Source organism: Pradoshia sp. D12 (assembly GCF_008935075.1).
Lineage (GTDB): Bacteria > Bacillota > Bacilli > Bacillales > Pradoshiaceae > Pradoshia.
In genome coordinates this window covers 150,105-169,058 of record NZ_CP044545.1, presented here as the reverse complement: position 1 = coordinate 169,058, position 18,954 = coordinate 150,105, and the positions used below count along the sequence as shown (strand labels likewise).

12 protein-coding genes, 9 tRNA genes and 3 rRNA genes are annotated in these 18,954 nt (G+C 42.7%); 1 reads left to right on the top strand and 23 read right to left on the bottom strand.

Annotation, left to right across the window (positions count from 1 at the left end):
* From F7984_RS00980 to sigW, 11 genes are all read right to left on the bottom strand, one after another.
* A complete protein-coding gene (locus F7984_RS00980; protein WP_139892853.1) occupies window positions 1-1,488 on the bottom strand; it encodes a sugar ABC transporter ATP-binding protein in 1,488 nt (495 codons plus the stop codon).
* Window positions 1,489-1,509: 21 nt separating this feature from the next.
* On the bottom strand, window positions 1,510-1,899 hold the full coding sequence (gene rbsD / locus F7984_RS00975; protein WP_066102633.1) for a D-ribose pyranase: 390 nt from the start codon (window positions 1,897-1,899) through the stop codon (window positions 1,510-1,512).
* Window positions 1,877-2,776: a ribokinase gene (rbsK, locus tag F7984_RS00970; protein WP_066102636.1), complete on the bottom strand. Its 900-nt coding sequence runs from the start codon at window positions 2,774-2,776 to the stop codon at window positions 1,877-1,879. The genes rbsD and rbsK overlap by 23 nt, the downstream gene beginning before the upstream one ends.
* Complete coding sequence (locus F7984_RS00965; RefSeq protein ID WP_066102639.1) at window positions 2,773-3,753, bottom strand: LacI family DNA-binding transcriptional regulator; 981 nt, start codon at window positions 3,751-3,753, stop codon at window positions 2,773-2,775. The genes rbsK and F7984_RS00965 overlap by 4 nt, the downstream gene beginning before the upstream one ends.
* 404 nt (window positions 3,754-4,157) lie before the next feature.
* Window positions 4,158-4,373, bottom strand: coding sequence for a DUF378 domain-containing protein (locus tag F7984_RS00960; protein WP_066102643.1), 216 nt, complete (start codon window positions 4,371-4,373; stop codon window positions 4,158-4,160).
* 476 nt (window positions 4,374-4,849) lie between these two features.
* Window positions 4,850-6,652: a glutamine--fructose-6-phosphate transaminase (isomerizing) gene (glmS, locus tag F7984_RS00955; protein WP_066102646.1), complete on the bottom strand. Its 1,803-nt coding sequence runs from the start codon at window positions 6,650-6,652 to the stop codon at window positions 4,850-4,852.
* Window positions 6,653-7,075: 423 nt separating this feature from the next.
* The gene (gene glmM / locus F7984_RS00950; RefSeq protein WP_066102649.1) at window positions 7,076-8,422 is read right to left on the bottom strand and encodes a phosphoglucosamine mutase; all 1,347 of its coding nucleotides are present in this window, start codon (window positions 8,420-8,422) and stop codon (window positions 7,076-7,078) included.
* 81 nt (window positions 8,423-8,503) lie between these two features.
* Complete coding sequence (locus F7984_RS00945) at window positions 8,504-9,754, bottom strand: CdaR family protein (RefSeq protein ID WP_066102655.1); 1,251 nt, start codon at window positions 9,752-9,754, stop codon at window positions 8,504-8,506.
* Window positions 9,747-10,571, bottom strand: a complete 825-nt coding sequence (cdaA, locus tag F7984_RS00940) for a diadenylate cyclase CdaA (RefSeq protein ID WP_066102658.1) — start codon at window positions 10,569-10,571, stop codon at window positions 9,747-9,749. The genes F7984_RS00945 and cdaA overlap by 8 nt, the downstream gene beginning before the upstream one ends.
* 181 nt (window positions 10,572-10,752) lie before the next feature.
* Complete coding sequence (locus F7984_RS00935) at window positions 10,753-11,352, bottom strand: anti-sigma factor family protein (protein ID WP_140462300.1); 600 nt, start codon at window positions 11,350-11,352, stop codon at window positions 10,753-10,755.
* Window positions 11,353-11,367: 15 nt separating this feature from the next.
* Window positions 11,368-11,940, bottom strand: coding sequence for an RNA polymerase sigma factor SigW (gene sigW, locus F7984_RS00930; RefSeq protein ID WP_375138423.1), 573 nt, complete (start codon window positions 11,938-11,940; stop codon window positions 11,368-11,370).
* Between the two features lie 154 nt (window positions 11,941-12,094).
* On the opposite strand from sigW, the gene F7984_RS00925 reads away from it, so the two are divergent.
* Window positions 12,095-12,259 carry an aspartyl-phosphate phosphatase Spo0E family protein gene (locus tag F7984_RS00925; protein WP_077247995.1) on the top strand — a complete coding sequence of 55 codons (165 nt, stop codon included), beginning with the start codon at window positions 12,095-12,097 and terminating at the stop codon, window positions 12,257-12,259.
* 715 nt (window positions 12,260-12,974) lie between these two features.
* Here the strand turns inward: F7984_RS00925 and F7984_RS00920 are convergent.
* The 12 genes from F7984_RS00920 to F7984_RS00865 all read right to left on the bottom strand — a co-directional run bounded on the left by F7984_RS00920 (window position 12,975) and on the right by F7984_RS00865 (window position 18,721).
* Window positions 12,975-13,049 (bottom strand) — tRNA-Gly (locus tag F7984_RS00920).
* Window positions 13,050-13,053: 4 nt separating this feature from the next.
* Window positions 13,054-13,126, bottom strand: a tRNA-Lys gene (locus F7984_RS00915).
* Between the two features lie 4 nt (window positions 13,127-13,130).
* Window positions 13,131-13,205, bottom strand: a tRNA-Gln gene (locus tag F7984_RS00910).
* A gap of 53 nt (window positions 13,206-13,258) precedes the next feature.
* Window positions 13,259-13,342 (bottom strand) — tRNA-Tyr (locus F7984_RS00905).
* An 11-nt stretch (window positions 13,343-13,353) separates the two neighbouring features.
* Window positions 13,354-13,426: transfer RNA gene (locus F7984_RS00900), tRNA-Thr, on the bottom strand.
* A gap of 99 nt (window positions 13,427-13,525) precedes the next feature.
* Window positions 13,526-13,601 (bottom strand) — tRNA-Val (locus tag F7984_RS00895).
* Between the two features lie 8 nt (window positions 13,602-13,609).
* Window positions 13,610-13,684 (bottom strand) — tRNA-Glu (locus F7984_RS00890).
* A 35-nt stretch (window positions 13,685-13,719) separates the two neighbouring features.
* A tRNA-Thr gene (locus F7984_RS00885) sits at window positions 13,720-13,792 on the bottom strand.
* A 21-nt stretch (window positions 13,793-13,813) separates the two neighbouring features.
* Window positions 13,814-13,888: transfer RNA gene (locus F7984_RS00880), tRNA-Asn, on the bottom strand.
* A gap of 12 nt (window positions 13,889-13,900) precedes the next feature.
* A 5S ribosomal RNA gene (gene rrf / locus F7984_RS00875) occupies window positions 13,901-14,017 on the bottom strand.
* Window positions 14,018-14,087: 70 nt separating this feature from the next.
* A 23S ribosomal RNA gene (locus F7984_RS00870) occupies window positions 14,088-17,023 on the bottom strand.
* 145 nt (window positions 17,024-17,168) lie between these two features.
* Window positions 17,169-18,721, bottom strand: a 16S ribosomal RNA gene (locus F7984_RS00865).
* Together the 16S, 23S and 5S rRNA genes with 9 tRNA genes alongside form the textbook arrangement of a ribosomal RNA operon.
* Window positions 18,722-18,954: the final 233 nt, after the last annotated feature.

The window sequence follows — 18,954 nt, the reverse complement described above, 5'->3', positions numbered from 1 at the left end:
TTAGACAATCTTCTCTCCCCCTGTCGCAAAATGCATGATTCTTTCTTGTGTCATATCTTTCTTCTCTACTACCCCTGTCAATTTACCTTCCTGCATCACTAGCACTCTATCCGCCATACCTATGACTTCCGGTAGTTCTGAAGAAATCATTAAAATAGCTACCCCAGCCTCGGCTAATTGATTGATAATGTGATAGATTTCCTTCTTAGCGCCAATATCAACCCCTCGTGTCGGTTCATCCAGAATCAGAATTTTTGGTTGAGTGCCGAGCCACTTGGCAATAACAACCTTTTGTTGATTACCGCCTGATAGAGACTTAACGATTTGTTCTGCACCAGAGGAGCGTATTCGTAACTGATTTATGTAATTTTGAACAAACTCATTCTCCTTGCCTGGCTGTATAACGCTAGCTTTAGAGCCCTTTTCTAAATTTGCCAACATAATATTCTCTTTAATTGAGAAATCTAATATTAATCCCTTTGATTTTCGATCCTCTGTCACCAAACCAATTCCAAGCTTCATAGCTTCTATGGGAGTTTTAATTTGGACCTTCTGACCATCAATAAAAATCTCCCCCTGGGTAGATTTCCTATGTCCAAATAGAGCTTCTGCTATTTCAGTTCTACCAGCCCCCATCAATCCTGAGAGTGCCAATACCTCCCCTTGATGCAAGGTAAATGACACATCCTGAAAGGCATTATCCGCACTTAAACCCTTCACCTCCAGCTTCTTGTTGCCTATCTTGGCATTTCTGGAAGGGAATCGTTCTCCTAACTGACGTCCAACCATCATAGCAACGATTTCATCGAATGTTGTCTCCGAGATTTCCTTCACTCCTACATATTCTCCATCACGCAATACCGTAATCCGATCACAAATTGCAAATATCTCTTCCATACGGTGGGAAATATAGACGAATGAAATTCCCTTGCTTTTCAGCTCTCTAACTGTTTTAAACAGGGTTTGGATTTCACGGTCTGTCAAGGCAGCAGTAGGTTCATCCATAACAATATATTTGGCTTCAGAAGCAATCGCTTTTGCAATCTCAATAATTTGTTGCTTCCCGACCGATAAGTCTCCCGCTCTGGTCCGTGGATGAACATCCAGGCCTAGCTTTTTCAATAGCCTTTTTGTTTCCTGTTCCATTTCTTTACGTTTCAAAACTCCAAGTCCATACTCTAGTTCCTTGCCGAGAAATAGATTTTCGGCCACGGTAAGGTCAGGTAAAATATTTAACTCCTGATGAATCACATGGATACCCTGGTTCTCAGAATCCTTCGCCGACTTAAAATCCATCAATTGACCGTCGACTCTTACCTCTCCGCTGTCCTTCGTATAAATACCTGACATGATTTTCATCAGTGTAGATTTTCCTGCTCCATTCTCTCCCATAAGCGCATGAATTTCTCCGTTAAGCAATTCAAATTGGACATCCCTGAGTACGACATTACCACTGAATGCTTTTGAAATACCGGACATCTGAATCATTTGCCGTTCACCCACCCTCTGTTAAAAAATAACGCCACTCTGTAAAATAATATTTGCATATGGCGAAGCTTCACCGGTACGAATGATTACTTTAGCTGCCTTTGTTTGTATTTTAAATTGCTCATGCGTTACCTTCTGTATATCATTGAAGCATTCATGAACGTAGTGGTTTATATCAGGATTTGTTTCCTTCATTTCCTCTGCTATAAAGACCTGCTCTACTTCCAAATCTTTTAAAACCTCTTCCAAAACAGGAATGAATCCTGGTTCTCCGAGCTTATAGGCTAAGTCGATACATACAGTTCCATCTGGAATTGGAAGTCCGCAATCAGCAATCACAATCTGATCTGTATGGCCAAGCTTGGCAAAAATACCGGCTAATTCACGATTAATGATTCCCTTTTTCTTCATCAAGCTTCCCCCTTAACCTTGCCTCAACCGCATCTATTCCAGGCATTCCGCCTTGAGCGCCAAATCCTTCAACCGATAACGAAGCTGCAATATTGGCAAAATGAGTTGCATCATTAAGAGATTTTCCGTTTACATAGGCATGAGCAAAAGCGCCATTAAATGTGTCGCCTGCACCCGTCGTATCAACCGGGGTCGTTCTGTATCCTTCTACATGGATAATCTCATTACCATCACTATACATAGCTCCTTTATCTCCCAAGGTCACTATTAATTTATTTGGGTACTCTCTAACTGCTTGTTCTGCTGAAAGACCCAATATTACATTGCATTCTGTTTCATTAGGTGTTAAAAACGTAATCTTATCCATCCATTCCACTCGGAAATTTTGGGCTGGAGCAGGATTTACAATTACGGGAACCTTTAATTCGGAACATAAATCCAAAGTGTATTCTACTGTTTCCACCGGAATTTCAAGCTGCATGATGACCAGTTTTGACCGTTCAATTGTCCTGCGGTGTTTGTCTATCAAGGTCTTATCTACTTTAAAATTCGCACCTGGCACAACAATAATGCGGTTATCCTGATTATGCACAATGATATTAGCTATACCAGTGCTTTCAGATACCTTGCTTACACCATTTGTATCAATTTTTTCTTTTTCAAGGTTATCAATCAGCATGTCACCAAAGCTATCGTTACCCACTGCACCGATCATCGCAACCTGGCTGCCTAAGCGGGCTGCAGCAACTGCTTGATTAGCTCCTTTTCCACCAGGAATTGTTTCAAACCGCTCTCCCAGTACTGTTTCACCCTGCTGAGGGAATAGCCCTGATTGGCAAACTAAGTCCATATTTATACTCCCTATTATGGTAATCATTGAATTGCCCCCTTTGTTGAATCTCTTATGGTTAATTGCGGAGCTACAAATTCAGTCATTTGTTCGAGTAATTCTCCATCAATTTGTTTAATCAGTAATTTAGTTGCTTTAGAACCAAGCTCATAAATATTTTGTGCTACTGTCGATAACCCAGGTGTCGTCATCTGCCCAAGCATAATCCCATCAAATCCGAGAATTTGCAATTGATCGGGCACTGTTATTTTGAGAGAATGGGCTGCTTTTAATGCTCCTATTGCCGAAACATCACTGCAGGCAAAAATTGCATCAATCGATGAGTCCTCCTTCAATAATTTAAAAACAATCTGCTCAGCCTCATTAAAATCAAATGGACACTCAAGTATAGTAGTTTTAATCTGGCTGGTTTCAGTAGCTTGTAAAAATCCTTTCAATCGATCATCAGCCGGCTTCAGTCCATCTGGGCCGCGTAAACAAACAAGATGATTGATTTGCTGCCTAAGCAAAAATTCAGATCCGAGTTTCGCCCCTTCTATATTCTGGGTCATTACTGTAGGAAAACCTTCGCCAATTGACCGATCAAGCGCCACTAATGGGACATTAAGGCTTTTGTAATATTCCTTATCCAACTCGTTTGTTGCCAAAATAATACCTGCTATATACTTTCTCGTTAGTGTTTCAATGTATTGGCGTTCTTTCTCCGCCTGCTCATCTGTATTGCAGAGAATAACCGTGTAGCCATTTTCATATGCTGCGTCTTCCACTGCTCTTGCCAGCTCTGGAAAGAAAGGGTTTGTTATATCTGGTATGATGAGCCCAATTGCATTTGTCTGCTTTGTATTCAAGGATCTAGCAATTATACTGGGCCGATATCCTAATTCTTTAATTGCATCCTCTACTTGCATACGTGCCTTTTCGCTTATGTAGCCTTGATTTAAATATCTCGATACAGTCGCTACAGAAACTCCTGCATACTTTGCAACATCTTTTATAGTAGCCATTTTATCTCCAAACAAAATATGGTACCGGTACCATATGTAACCGGTTACATAATACATTACATGATTTTACAGAATGTTGTCAATCATTTTCATTTATGAATTTGGTCGATATGCCGACCTTTTTAAATTTATGCTAAAAGGAGGATGAAGAGGGAAGCTATAAAAAGATACTACACGGGGCTATCTGTGTCTTACTCAATTTTGAACTTTTTATCCATTTTCTAACTTAAACAAGAATATGTATATACCGCTTACGTTCTTCTCTATAAAAATTCATTAGCTCACCTGAGGTTCACCCATTAGGCAAATAGAGGTCCAAGGAAAAGGACCTCATCTTTGGTCAGCTCATCTATCTTCCCATAAACAACCCCCCTCTTTAAAGAGGGGGGAGATTAAAATTATCATTAAGCCGCAATACGTGATTCCTTTGATGGAGCAAAGAGCAACCCAATATTAGTTAAACCAGCAATACCTACTAACGCATAGACGATTCGAGAAAGAATGGCATCCTGTCCTCCAAATAAAGTTGCTACAAGATCAAATTGAAACAAACCTATCAGCCCCCAATTTATAGCTCCAATGATCGTTAATACAAGTGCTATTTTCTGTAGAATACTCAATTTTCATTTCCCCTTTGTAAGTTTTTTGTAATCATTTACTATATTCACGTAATCACGGATACTTAAACCAAAATATATAGAAAAAATATAAGTTTTGTATAATTTTATTAAAGGATAGTATTCCGTTATAAGAGTGATTTGTTTGAGAAAACAGTTACTAACTCTTCAACAAAATTAAATCATTACCGGCTTAGTAATATGTAAAATGTGCAGACTCATTAGTCTATCAAACTTATATTTGTATTCTCCTCTATATTTTTCGTAAATTAGGGAGTATGAATATACAAATAGGCTGTACTGGGAAGCCAGATATACTTGCTCTTGTGTACAGCCCATTTAGTCTTAACCTTTAGAAATAACCTAGTAAGGATGAGTTTACTAATTGTACATCTAAAATTTCCTCTATCAAATTCAAAAAACCCAGCTCCCTTCAAACGAAGAGTAGCTGGGTATTGAGTTTATACTATATTGATTCCTTACTCAACCGTAACCGATTTTGCTAGATTACGAGGTTTATCCACATCACAGCCACGGTGAAGGGATGCATAGTAAGCAATTAGTTGTAATGGTATTACAGAGATAAGAGGTGTTAACATTGGGTTAACTTCTGGAAGTACGTATGCGTCTCCTTCTTGATCAAGTCCCTTCATGGAAATGATGCAAGGGTTAGCGCCACGTGCAACCACTTCTTTTACGTTACCACGGATGCTTAAGTTTACAGCTTCCTGTGTTGCCAAAGCAATAACAGGTGTTCCTTCTTCAATTAAGGCAATTGTACCGTGTTTTAGTTCACCGCCGGCAAAGCCTTCCGCTTGAATATAGGAAATTTCTTTTAGCTTCAACGCACCCTCAAGGCCAACGAAATAATCGACAGAACGTCCAATAAAGAAACAATTACGTGTAACAGCAAGATATTCGCGTGCAATCATTTCGAATTTATCTTTGTCATCACATAGAGCCTCCATTGCGTTCGCAACGATTCCCAATTCTTTTACTACATCAAAATCTGCTAATTGATTTTTTTCTTTCGCCACAACAGCCGCCAGGATTGTTAATACAGCCATTTGTGCTGTGTATGCTTTAGTAGATGCAACCGCAATTTCAGGACCAGCATGTAATAACAACGTAAAGTCAGCTTCACGAGACAATGTTGACCCAGGTACATTAGTAATCGTTAAGGCTTTGTAGCCCATCTCTTTTACTTGCACAAGTACGGCACGGCTATCTGCTGTTTCTCCGCTTTGGGAAATGAAAATGAACAATGGTTTTTCTGATAGTAAAGGCATATTGTAGCCAAATTCGGAAGCCACATGAACTTCTACCGGTACTTTCGCCATTTTTTCAAACATTTGTTTTCCAACAAGGCCAGCATGATAGCTTGTTCCACAAGCAACAATGTACAGACGATCCGCTTCATTTATCGCATTAATAATTGCGTCGTCTATTTTTAGCTCACCCGCTTCATTCTGATAAGCTTGAATGATTTTACGAGTTACTAGTGGCTGCTCATCAATTTCTTTTAGCATGTAGTGCGGATACGTTCCTTTTTCAATATCGCTTGCATCCAGCTGTGCTGTGTAAGGCTCACGAGTAACTACTGTACCGTCCAATTGTTTAATGGTGATTTGATCTTTTGTAACAAGAACAATTTCTTTATCCATAAGTTCAACAAACTGGTCTGTTACTTGCAGCATAGCCATCGCATCACTAGCGATTACATTGAAATCAGCACCTACACCTACTAATAATGGGCTTTTATTTTTAGCTACATAAATGATTTCTTCATCTTGTGCATCCAGTAAGCCAATTGCATATGAACCATGCAATAGACCCAGAGCCTTTGCAAAAGCTGCTTCTACGTTAAGTCCTTCTTCAACAAATTTGCTGATAAGCTGAACGATTACCTCAGTATCCGTATCACTCACTAAATCAGTATCTTGAAGGTACTCCCTCTTTAATAATTCATAGTTCTCAATTACACCGTTATGAACGATCGTAAAACGTCCATTCGAACTTTGGTGAGGGTGAGCATTTCTTATGCTTGGTACTCCATGAGTTGCCCAGCGAGTGTGTCCAATTCCTTTGGAAGATTGTACAGATGAATCTACGCTTTCACGTAAATCAGCTATTCTTCCTTTTTCTTTGAACACATGTACACCGTTCTCATTCATAACAGCAATACCAGCTGAATCATATCCTCTATATTCAAGCTTTTCTAAGCCTTTTAGTAAAATTTCTTTAGCATCTTGATGTCCAATATATCCTACGATTCCACACATACTTGTTTATCCTCCTATAAAAAAGATGAAGGGAACAAGAATGCCCAGGGGGGCACACTTGCCCCCTTATCTCCGAATAATTTTTAGTTGATATATGCATCTCTTTTTATTCTGTCCAATTTGTCACCAAACTGATTTAGTAAAAAGAGGGTCAGTTGTGCATGCAACCGGAAGGCATCCGCCGAAAGATCGATAACCTCCACCTCGTCAACTGGGTTACTCCAGTCCTGGCGCTTTACTAACTAAATAACATCTTCCCTCCTCTTCTATTTTGAACTCAATTTTCAGCATACACTATTTGCTCTCATTCCGTCAACATTTACAAAAATATACATTTAAATCTCATAATTCAGCTATACATATATAAAATATGCATAAGAGGAAGAACTGTTCCCCTTATGCATTAATTGTTATTGATTATTATTATAAGCCCATCTCTGCCCTTACAACATCGGCAATTCTCTCAACGTATTGATCGCATTGTTCCTGTGTAGGTGCCTCAGCCATTACACGAACGAGTGGTTCAGTTCCGGACGGTCTAACAAGAATTCTCCCGTTTCCGCTCATTTCCTCTTCCACTTGATCAATAATTGCCTTCACTTTATCATTATCCGTTACATGATGCTTATCTGTTACACGGATATTAACAAGTTTTTGTGGATAAACTTTCATTTCGCCTGCAAGTTCTGAAAGTGGCTTACCTGTCAGCTTCATAATATTAATGAGCTGTACACCTGTCAGCAATCCGTCTCCTGTTGTATTGTAATCAAGGAAAATAATATGCCCTGATTGCTCTCCGCCAAGATTATATCCACCTTTTTTCATTTCTTCTACAACATACCGATCTCCAACAGCTGTCTGCGCACTTAAGATTTGGTTTACATCTAATTCTTTATAAAATCCCATATTACTCATAACTGTTGAAACAACTGTATTATGCTTAAGGCGGTTATGTTCTTTCATGTATTTTGCACAAATGAACATAATTTGATCTCCATCAACGATTTTACCTTTCTCATCGACAGCTATTAATCGATCTCCATCTCCATCAAAAGCCAGACCAACATCCGCTCCCTTTTCGAGAACAAATTCAGCCAGCTTATCTGGATGCGTGGATCCGACTCCTTCATTAATATTAAGACCATTTGGTGAAGCACCCATAGTCGAAACATCAGCATCTAAATCAGCAAACAAGTGTGTTGCTAAAGAAGAAGTAGCTCCGTGTGCACAATCGAGGGCTACATGGATATTTGTGAAATCCTCGTCCGCCGTTTGTTTTAAGTATTGAATATATTTTTGCCCACCTTCGAGGTAATCATTGATTCTACCAATGTTTTCTCCGATTGGTCTTGGGAGTTGATCTTCTTCCATATCTAATAATGCTTCAATCTCTTCTTCCTGATCATCTGAAAGCTTAAACCCATCAGATCCGAAGAATTTAATACCATTATCCGCTACAGGGTTATGGGAGGCAGAAATCATTACACCTGCTTCTGCGCCTAATGCTTTTGTTAAATAAGCAACTCCAGGTGTTGAAACGATTCCCAAGCGCATGACCTCCGCTCCAATTGAGAGCAGACCTGCTACAAGGGCACTTTCCAGCATGAAGCCGGATATTCTTGTATCACGGCCAATGATTACTTTTGGACGGTTTTCATTATGTTTTGTTAACACATATCCTCCAAATCGGCCTAGCTTAAAAGCAAGCTCCGGTGTCAGTTCGCTATTTGCTACACCCCTCACACCATCTGTACCGAAATATTTACCCATTAAAAATCTCTCCTTCTACTAATACACTTCATATTTTATTGCCTATATATACCTAACTGTCTTATGAAAGAGTGTAGGTTGTTATCCATCTGAACTTTTTTCTGAGATTTCCACTGTAATTGTCTTACTATTGTTAGGCAGTTCCCAATGTACCTCATCTGGTGCATTCACCTTTAAGGGTACTGTATGGTTTCCTACATTTAACTCTTTTACCTCGATAAATATATCAAAATCACTGGATTTCAGGGATTTAATCTTAGATGCCTCGCCTTCAATGGCCAGGTCCACCATCCCTTTTGAAGGATTAAGAATTTCCGCCTCATATTTCTCATTGTCTAGTCCCTTTATTTCAATAGGTATATTCGAGATTGTTTGAGTATTTTCCTTCTTTATCTTAATTGTCACTTTAACCGTATCTATAGAAGATCCAACCACTCCATCAGGCAAGCTGACTGGAATTTCAATTACAGTATCCTCATCAATATTGCTGACATCAACAGGTACCGTTATCTCCTTTATATCTTTAAGAATGGATTCTCCTCCATAGATGGTAGCTGTCTCCGAATCAATTTTAATACTTTCAATTTTAACTCCTTCAGGCGGTGCTCCTGTAGCTTTAGCAGATAGGCTGACCTCTTTTGAAGGACTGTTTACATTTATCGAGATATCAACTGTACTAGGTTCAATATTCACATCTAACAAGTTCATATTGCTATCAAATGCCTGTACTGTTGCTTCAGTTAGAATATCATTCGTTACATGTGAGTCCGTTTTAACAGTTGCTTTTACAACAGAAACCTTATCGACATGGCTCTTGGCACCCGTTATTTCCACTTCTGTTGGACTTAGATATGGCGGGTCTGATGAATATCCTTCTGCTAATAGTGTTTTATCAAATTCAGCCTCGACTTTGAAGTTCTCTGTTACCTTCTCCTCTACCACTGCTGTTGCATTGGCCTGTGTCAGTGTATAGTTAATTTTATCCGATAAATTCTTTACCTTGATTGGTACCTTTTGAGAACCAATTTTAGGATCGGATAAGTCTACATAAATCTCAAAGTCCATTGTAGATTTAGCAGTTATAACTATACTCTTAGGTCCCTCAATCGTAATATCCAGAGTTTCGGGTATCCCGCTGACAATTAAATTATCGGTATCATAATAAACCTCAACAGGCACGTTTTTAATCGTGGCTGTTTCTGTGCTTGAAGGTGTATTATAAGGATTACTGGAATTATTGATTGGGTTACTATTGACAGAGAAAAATAGGAATAGTGCAATCAGAAAAGCCCCAATTTTCATAAACCAACTGCTAGAAATAAGTTTATCCATCTTTTCTCGACCTCCAATTCCAAAGATTCGAAGAGGTCGTTTTATTATTTATGGACAATTCATTTTCAAGCATATTTTGCAGTTCATCTAACGAAAGATTCCGATAAAGCTCTCCGTTTTTCGTTAAAGAAATATTCCCTGTCTCTTCCGAAACAACGATTGTCAAGCTGTCGGTAACTTCACTTATTCCCAGCGCCGCCCTGTGCCTTGTTCCCAGTTCCTTTGAAACAAATGGGCTTTCAGATAAAGGAAGATAACATGCTGCTGCAGCAACTGTGCCATTTTGCAGAATTACCGCTCCATCGTGCAGTGGTGTATTCGGTATAAAAATATTAATTAATAACTCAGATGACACTCTGGAATCGAGACGTATACCTGTCTCAATATAATCATTAAGACCCGTCTCTCTTTCAATTGAAAGAAGGGCACCAATCCGGCGCTTGGCCATATAGGTTGTCGATTTAATAATAGCTTCAATTGTTTGCTCCTGCACATTCTCTTCCTGAAAATTTGTCCTGGAAAATAAACGGCCTCTCCCCAACTGTTCGAGCGCTCGTCGTAATTCAGGCTGAAAGATAATAATGATGGCTAAAACTCCCCAAGTCATTACATTTTCCATTAAATAGCTCATTGTATTTAAGCCAAGGATTTCACTCGCAAAGCGTCCAATCACAATTAAAAGGATTCCACGTAATAGCTGTACGGCTTTTGTCCCTTTAATAATTTGCAATAATTTATAAAAAACAAACCAAACGAGAAAGATGTCGGTTATGTTGATAATATAATCTAATAAAGAAAAGTTGTTTAGAAACGGCATGTCATTTCCTCCAGTCATGTCCTTTCCCATGAACGGTGTATATACCGCTATGTTGTATAACCCCACTATTATAACATACTGTTCCACAAACTCTAAGAATTCAGTCCCAAATTCATTGATAGAAAAAGAAAAAGGCCATCCGCGGTGGATTGCCTTAAATAGGTCTATTTCTATCTATAGATTAAAAAACTCTTGATGCTATATCCTTAGTATGAAACCAAATCCATTCAAACAGTTGATCAATCTCTTCTATATTTCCAGTCACTTCACCGGCTCCTGCTAAATAGTTATCTCCATTAATAACCGTTACGTTCCCATTGACTTTGCCCTCAACTTTTATATCTCCATTTTTGACAACAAGGTCCCCTTTGACCGTCTTTCCTTCCGGAACAATCACAGTTTGTCCTTCGACGACCAAGTTAGGGTCTTTAGAGAATGAGAACTGTTCATCCTCTCCCCAATAGGAAAATAAGCTACTGCCCATCAATAGAATAAAGAGCGAAGCGGCAATTAACACTGGATTGCGCTGCAGCCATTTTTCAAACCTTCGCCTTTTCGATTGTTTAGGTAGATTTCTCATTACATTTGCGGTAAATCCGCTAGGTGCTGTAATATGGTTACTTTGAAGAAAGGCAACTGTTTTACTCAACTCGTGAAAGGTTTTCTTACACTCATCACATTCTGCTATATGCGAAAGAAGCACATTGGAATGTTCTTCATTAATGTCATCGTCGAGATAATCATGCATATAATCTGCGATGTTTTCTGGGCATTGTTTCATTTTAATCCACCTCATTTATATAGATCGCATCGATTTTCTCAGTGCATCTCTTCCCCTATGAATTCGTGTTTTCACGGTTCCTACCGGTAAATTAAGGATTTCACTAATTTCTTTCAGAGATAACTCATCCACATATTTTAATACAATAACTGAGCGGTATTTTTCAGGCAGATTCTGAATTTCCTTTTGCATTTTTTCTTTAAGCTCTAAACTCTCCAGTTCATCCTCAGGTAACTTTGTATCCGATGGAATCTGTGAATACATATCAAGCCCCTCTGTACCTGCTACTTCTGCATCGAGATAATAATCCGGCTTCTTTTTACGTATACGGTCTATACATAAATTTGTAGCAATCCGGTATAACCAGGTGGAGAACTTTCGGTTCATCTGGAAAGTGTGTATATTCATATATGCCCGTAAAAAAGCTTCCTGGGCCACATCCTCTGCTTCATGGCGGTCACCCAGCATGCGATAGCACAATTGAAATACTCTGTCTTTATAAAACTGAACGATGTCTTCATATGCCTGTTGTTTACCACCCAGCACTTCCTGTATTCTTTCTTTAATAAGTCCTTCCAAATTGTCCATCCTCCGCATTGGCGGCCTTCAGCATTTATACGCACTGGCCTTGAGAAAAGTTTCAATAAAAAATAATTTTTGTTTTTTACATTGACACACTGTTTAATCTTTATAAATATGGGTAATAAAGGTAACAAAACCTCTTGCAGATAGGAGTGAAGACTTGGAACTACATATACTTATGAAGGATATTGAACAATGCCGCCAAAGAATGATACTACTTGCCTCTTCAACTTCAATGCTTGACTCTGATGTCATCAAAGCAAGTACTGAACTGGACTCATTAATCAATCTCTATCAAACTCACACAAGATATGTAAAGCAGTAATCCTAAAAAGGTTGCTGCTTTTCTTTGTGGAATGATGATCTCTGGTATCCACTGACGGCTAACAAAATCCCAATTGGTATTAGTTTCACTCATTATATTTAGACCCAGAATGAATAGGCCCTATTCATTGCCTCATCCATTCCGGATAAGGGTCAACTTTTACTGTACTAAGTATACAGCCAGAAGACAGTCATATAAATTTTCTCCTGTGCCCTTCACTATTTATCATTCAATGTCGTTTTTCTTTACGTTTGACCCCATGCCTTATTCTTGAATTAACCTACCTCTCAAACAAACCGTAGATTCTTTATAAAACATCTATATATAATCGACAGGATTTGTTGATATATATCATAACCAGATTAACTTCTTCAAACGTACTGGCATTACTTAAAGAGCACCTTTTCCCCTATCGATCAGGCAATGTCATTCACCGAACCTTTATGCTAATACTCTTTAATCTATAGATCGCTTATATAATGGTTTTAAAAGTACACACTTAACTTCTATCATACCTTATTAGCTTAGTTCAGTCTCGCAAATCGTTTCTCAAGAGTAAAGAGCCTCTTTAGTACCAATAAAACGGTAGCTGAATAGTTTAATTCTTGCTTTTGATGCGTGCCAATTCTTCTTATCGCAGGGCTTAATGGTTTTTATAATAAAAAAAACCTTAAAATGCAATGCATTTAAGGTTTAAAATAGTCGTATAAAATTTTGGAGCGGAAGACGGGATTCGAACCCGCGACCCCCACCTTGGCAAGGTGATGTTCTACCACTGAACTACTTCCGCAAAATGAGCCATGAAGGACTCGAACCTTCGACCCTCTGATTAAAAGTCAGATGCTCTACCGACTGAGCTAATGGCTCTAAATGGCTGGGCTAGCAGGATTCGAACCTACGAATGACGGAGTCAAAGTCCGTTGCCTTACCGCTTGGCTATAGCCCAAAAAGAAAAAAAGGGACAATATCTTGTCCATTACTCAAAGCTTATTAAAATAATGGTGGAGGGGGGCAGATTCGAACTGCCGAACCCGAAGGAGCGGATTTACAGTCCGCCGCGTTTAGCCACTTCGCTACCCCTCCGATATTAAGAGTGCCGGCAAGAGGACTTGAACCCCCAACCTACTGATTACAAGTCAGTTGCTCTACCAATTGAGCTACACCGGCATATTAGTTTTAAACCTTCTTTTGAAGAACACTTAGTTAGTATAACCTATATGGATTATAATTTCACCAAGTATTTTTTGGTAATATTTTTGGTTTAAATGGTGGAGGATGACGGGATCGAACCGCCGACCCTCTGCTTGTAAGGCAGATGCTCTCCCAGCTGAGCTAATCCTCCATATTAATTGGTGACCCCTACGGGATTCGAACCCGTGTTACCGCCGTGAAAGGGCGGTGTCTTAACCGCTTGACCAAGGGGCCATTCATAAGATGTTAAAGTCATAACTACTTTCGAGAGCTTCCAAGCGGGCTCGAACCGCTGACCTCTTCCTTACCATGGAAGTGCTCTACCTGCTGAGCTATGGAAGCACAATAAACAGGACAAAAAAATGGCTCCGCAGGTAGGATTCGAACCTACGACCGCTCGGTTAACAGCCGAGTGCTCTACCACTGAGCTACTGCGGAACAATATGAATTGCCCGGCAACGTCCTACTCTCACAGGGACTCGCGTCCCAACTACCATCGGCGCTGAAGAGCTTAACTTCCGTGTTCGGAATGGGAACGGGTGTGGCCTCTTCGCCATCATTACCGGACTATTTGGTTAGAAAGAAATCATTCCTTCAAAACTGGATAATGTAAGTTTGGCAAGTATGCTTGATTCATTTGGTTAAGTCCTCGAACGATTAGTATCCGTCAGCTCCATGTGTCACCACACTTCCACCTCGGACCTATCAACCTGATCATCTTTCAGGGTTCTTACTAGCTTGCGCTATGGGAAATCTCATCTCGAGGGGGGCTTCATGCTTAGATGCTTTCAGCACTTATCCCGTCCGCACGTAGCTACCCAGCTATGCTCTTGGCAGAACAACTGGTACACCAGCGGTGCGTCCATCCCGGTCCTCTCGTACTAAGGACAGCTCCTCTCAAATTTCCTGCGCCCACGACGGATAGGGACCGAACTGTCTCACGACGTTCTGAACCCAGCTCGCGTACCGCTTTAATGGGCGAACAGCCCAACCCTTGGGACCGACTACAGCCCCAGGATGCGATGAGCCGACATCGAGGTGCCAAACCTCCCCGTCGATGTGGACTCTTGGGGGAGATAAGCCTGTTATCCCCGGGGTAGCTTTTATCCGTTGAGCGATGGCCCTTCCATGCGGAACCACCGGATCACTAAGCCCGACTTTCGTCCCTGCTCGACTTGTAGGTCTCGCAGTCAAGCTCCCTTGTGCCTTTACACTCTGCGAATGATTTCCAACCATTCTGAGGGAACCTTTGGGCGCCTCCGTTACTCTTTAGGAGGCGACCGCCCCAGTCAAACTGCCCACCTGACACTGTCTCCCACCCCGATCAGGGGTGCGGGTTAGAATGTCAATACAGCCAGGGTAGTATCCCACCGATGCCTCCACCGAAGCTGGCGCTCCGGCTTCAAAGGCTCCTACCTATCCTGTACAAGCTGTACCAAAATTCAATATCAGGCTGCAGTAAAGCTCCACGGGGTCTTTCCGTCCTGTCGCGGGTAACCTGCATCTTCACAGGTACTATAATTTCACCGAGTCTCTCGTTGAGACAGTGCCCAGATCGTTACGCCTTTCGTGCGGGTCGGAACTTACCCGACAAGGAATTTCGCTACCTTAGGACCGTTATAGTTACGGCCGCCGTTTACTGGGGCTTCAATTCGCACCTTCGCTTGCGCTAAGCGCTCCTCTTAACCTTCCAGCACCGGGCAGGCGTCAGCCCCTATACTTCGCCTTGCGGCTTCGCAGAGACCTGTGTTTTTGCTAAACAGTCGCCTGGGCCTTTTCACTGCGGCTCTTCGAGGCTATAAACCTCTAATGAGCACCCCTTCTCCCGAAGTTACGGGGTCATTTTGCCGAGTTCCTTAACGAGAGTTCTCTCGATCACCTTAGGATTCTCTCCTCGCCTACCTGTGTCGGTTTGCGGTACGGGCACCTTCTTCCTCGCTAGAGGCTTTTCTTGGCAGTGTGGAATCAGGAACTTCGGTACTCTAGTTCCCTCGCCATCACAGCTCAGCCTTATGTGATGAGCGGATTTGCCTGCTCATCGGCCTAACTGCTTGGACGCGCATATCCAACAGCGCGCTTACCCTATCCTACTGCGTCCCCCCATCACTCAAATGGAAGAGAGGTGGTACAGGAATATCAACCTGTTGTCCATCGCCTACGCCTTTCGGCCTCGGCTTAGGTCCCGACTAACCCTGAGCGGACGAGCCTTCCTCAGGAAACCTTAGGCATTCGGTGGAAGGGATTCTCACCCTTCTTTCGCTACTCATACCGGCATTCTCACTTCTAAGCGCTCCACATGTCCTTCCGGTCATGCTTCACAGCCCTTAGAACGCTCTCCTACCACGCATACCATACGGTATGCATCCACAGCTTCGGTGATACGTTTAGCCCCGGTACATTTTCGGCGCAGAGTCACTCGACCAGTGAGCTATTACGCACTCTTTAAATGGTGGCTGCTTCTAAGCCAACATCCTGGTTGTCTGGGCAACTCCACATCCTTTTCCACTTAACGTATACTTTGGGACCTTAGCTGGTGGTCTGGGCTGTTTCCCTTTTGACTACGGATCTTATCACTCGCAGTCTGACTCCCGAGTATAAGTCTTTGGCATTCGGAGTTTGTCTGAATTCGGTAACCCGATGAGGGCCCCTAGTCCAAACAGTGCTCTACCTCCAAGACTCTAAACTCGAGGCTAGCCCTAAAGCTATTTCGGAGAGAACCAGCTATCTCCAGGTTCGATTGGAATTTCTCCGCTACCCACACCTCATCCCCGCACTTTTCAACGTGCGTGGGTTCGGACCTCCATCCAGTGTTACCTGGACTTCATCCTGGACATGGGTAGATCACCTGGTTTCGGGTCTACGACCACATACTGCAAACGCCCTATTCAGACTCGCTTTCGCTGCGGCTCCGTCTCATCAACTTAACCTTGCATGGGATCGTAACTCGCCGGTTCATTCTACAAAAGGCACGCCATCACCCATAAAAGGGCTCTGACTACTTGTAGGCACACGGTTTCAGGATCTCTTTCACTCCCCTTCCGGGGTGCTTTTCACCTTTCCCTCACGGTACTGGTTCACTATCGGTCACTAGGGAGTATTTAGCCTTGGGAGATGGTCCTCCCGGATTCCGACGGGATTCCTCGTGTCCCGCCGTACTCAGGATCCACTCGGGAGGGAACGAAGTTTCGACTACAGGGTTGTTACCTTCTCTGACGGACCTTTCCAGGTCGCTTCATCTACCCCGTTCCTTTGTAACTCCACAATGAGTGTCCTACAACCCCAGATGGCAAGCCATCTGGTTTGGGCTGATTCCGTTTCGCTCGCCGCTACTCAGGAAATCGCATTTGCTTTCTCTTCCTCCGGGTACTTAGATGTTTCAGTTCCCCGGGTGTGCCTTCATACACCTATGAATTCAGTGTAAGATACTGCCCCATTACGGGCAGTGGGTTTCCCCATTCGGAAATCTCCGGATCAAAGCTTACTTACAGCTCCCCGAAGCATATCGGTGTTAGTCCCGTCCTTCATCGGCTCCTAGTGCCAAGGCATCCACCGTGCGCCCTTATTAACTTAACCGTTAAAAAACTCTTACTCGGTTTTTATTAAAACGCATTTACTTTGCCTTACATTACATTATCCAGTTTTCAAAGAACGATTATTGCGAAGGATTGCTCCTTCAAAACTAAACAAAACTACTAACCAATCCGTCTATTTTCCTTAGAAAGGAGGTGATCCAGCCGCACCTTCCGATACGGCTACCTTGTTACGACTTCACCCCAATCATCTGTCCCACCTTCGGCGGCTGGCTCCCGTAAGGGTTACCCCACCGACTTCGGGTGTTACAAACTCTCGTGGTGTGACGGGCGGTGTGTACAAGGCCCGGGAACGTATTCACCGCGGCATGCTGATCCGCGATTACTAGCGATTCCAGCTTCATGCAGGCGAGTTGCAGCCTGCAATCCGAACTGAGAGTGGTTTTATGGGATTTGCTCGACCTCGCGGTTTTGCAGCCCTTTGTACCACCCATTGTAGCACGTGTGTAGCCCAGGTCATAAGGGGCATGATGATTTGACGTCATCCCCACCTTCCTCCGGTTTGTCACCGGCAGTCACCTTAGAGTGCCCAACTGAATGCTGGCAACTAAGATCAAGGGTTGCGCTCGTTGCGGGACTTAACCCAACATCTCACGACACGAGCTGACGACAACCATGCACCACCTGTCACTCTGTCCCCCGAAGGGGAACGCTCTGTCTCCAGAGTTATCAGAGGATGTCAAGACCTGGTAAGGTTCTTCGCGTTGCTTCGAATTAAACCACATGCTCCACCGCTTGTGCGGGCCCCCGTCAATTCCTTTGAGTTTCAACCTTGCGGTCGTACTCCCCAGGCGGAGTGCTTAATGCGTTAGCTGCAGCACTAAGGGGCGGAAACCCCCTAACACTTAGCACTCATCGTTTACGGCGTGGACTACCAGGGTATCTAATCCTGTTTGCTCCCCACGCTTTCGCGCCTCAGCGTCAGTTACAGACCAAAGAGTCGCCTTCGCCACTGGTGTTCCTCCACATCTCTACGCATTTCACCGCTACACGTGGAATTCCACTCTTCTCTTCTGCACTCAAGTCCCCCAGTTTCCAATGACCCTCCACGGTTGAGCCGTGGGCTTTCACATCAGACTTAAAGGACCGCCTGCGCGCGCTTTACGCCCAATAATTCCGGACAACGCTTGCCACCTACGTATTACCGCGGCTGCTGGCACGTAGTTAGCCGTGGCTTTCTGGTCAGGTACCGTCAAGGTACCGCCCTATTCGAACGGTACTTGTTCTTCCCTGACAACAGAGCTTTACGACCCGAAGGCCTTCTTCGCTCACGCGGCGTTGCTCCGTCAGACTTTCGTCCATTGCGGAAGATTCCCTACTGCTGCCTCCCGTAGGAGTCTGGGCCGTGTCTCAGTCCCAGTGTGGCCGATCACCCTCTCAGGTCGGCTACGCATCGTTGCCTTGGTGAGCCGTTACCTCACCAACTAGCTAATGCGCCGCGGGCCCATCCCTAAGTGTTAGCCTAAGCCAACTTTCCTTCTCTCCTCATGTGAGAAGAGAAACTATTCGGTATTAGCACCGGTTTCCCGGAGTTATCCCAATCTTAGGGGCAGGTTGCCCACGTGTTACTCACCCGTCCGCCGCTAATCGTTGGGAGCAAGCTCCCTCAGATTCGCTCGACTTGCATGTATTAGGCACGCCGCCAGCGTTCGTCCTGAGCCAGGATCAAACTCTCCGAAAGATGTTTGATCTAGCTAAATTTTAAAGCAAATTGACGAGATTTTAAAAATCTCTTGTTTTTTAGACTTGCTTGGCGTTTCGTTTTGTTTAGTTTTCAAAGAACAATCTGTGTTGCTTGTTTCAGCGACTTTTATATATTATCAAATTCGCTTTTTGTTGTCAACAACTTTTTTAAAAGTTTTTTTAGTCGATTTCTTTCGTTTCGACTTCGTTCGTGACAACGTATATAAATAT

Excerpts from the sequence above, each read along its gene's own strand:
- F7984_RS00980 (WP_139892853.1), bottom strand. The coding sequence starts at position 1,488 with ATGATTCAGATGTCCGGTATTTCAAAAGCATTCAGTGGTAATGTCGTA.
- rbsD (WP_066102633.1), bottom strand. The coding sequence starts at position 1,899 with ATGAAGAAAAAGGGAATCATTAATCGTGAATTAGCCGGTATTTTTGCC.
- rbsK (WP_066102636.1), bottom strand. The coding sequence starts at position 2,776 with ATGATTACCATAATAGGGAGTATAAATATGGACTTAGTTTGCCAATCA.
- F7984_RS00965 (WP_066102639.1), bottom strand. The coding sequence starts at position 3,753 with ATGGCTACTATAAAAGATGTTGCAAAGTATGCAGGAGTTTCTGTAGCG.
- glmS (WP_066102646.1), bottom strand. The coding sequence starts at position 6,652 with ATGTGTGGAATCGTAGGATATATTGGACATCAAGATGCTAAAGAAATT.
- glmM (WP_066102649.1), bottom strand. The coding sequence starts at position 8,422 with ATGGGTAAATATTTCGGTACAGATGGTGTGAGGGGTGTAGCAAATAGC.
- F7984_RS00945 (WP_066102655.1), bottom strand. The coding sequence starts at position 9,754 with ATGGATAAACTTATTTCTAGCAGTTGGTTTATGAAAATTGGGGCTTTT.
- cdaA (WP_066102658.1), bottom strand. The coding sequence starts at position 10,571 with ATGCCGTTTCTAAACAACTTTTCTTTATTAGATTATATTATCAACATA.
- F7984_RS00935 (WP_140462300.1), bottom strand. The coding sequence starts at position 11,352 with ATGAAACAATGCCCAGAAAACATCGCAGATTATATGCATGATTATCTC.
- sigW (WP_375138423.1), bottom strand. The coding sequence starts at position 11,940 with ATGGACAATTTGGAAGGACTTATTAAAGAAAGAATACAGGAAGTGCTG.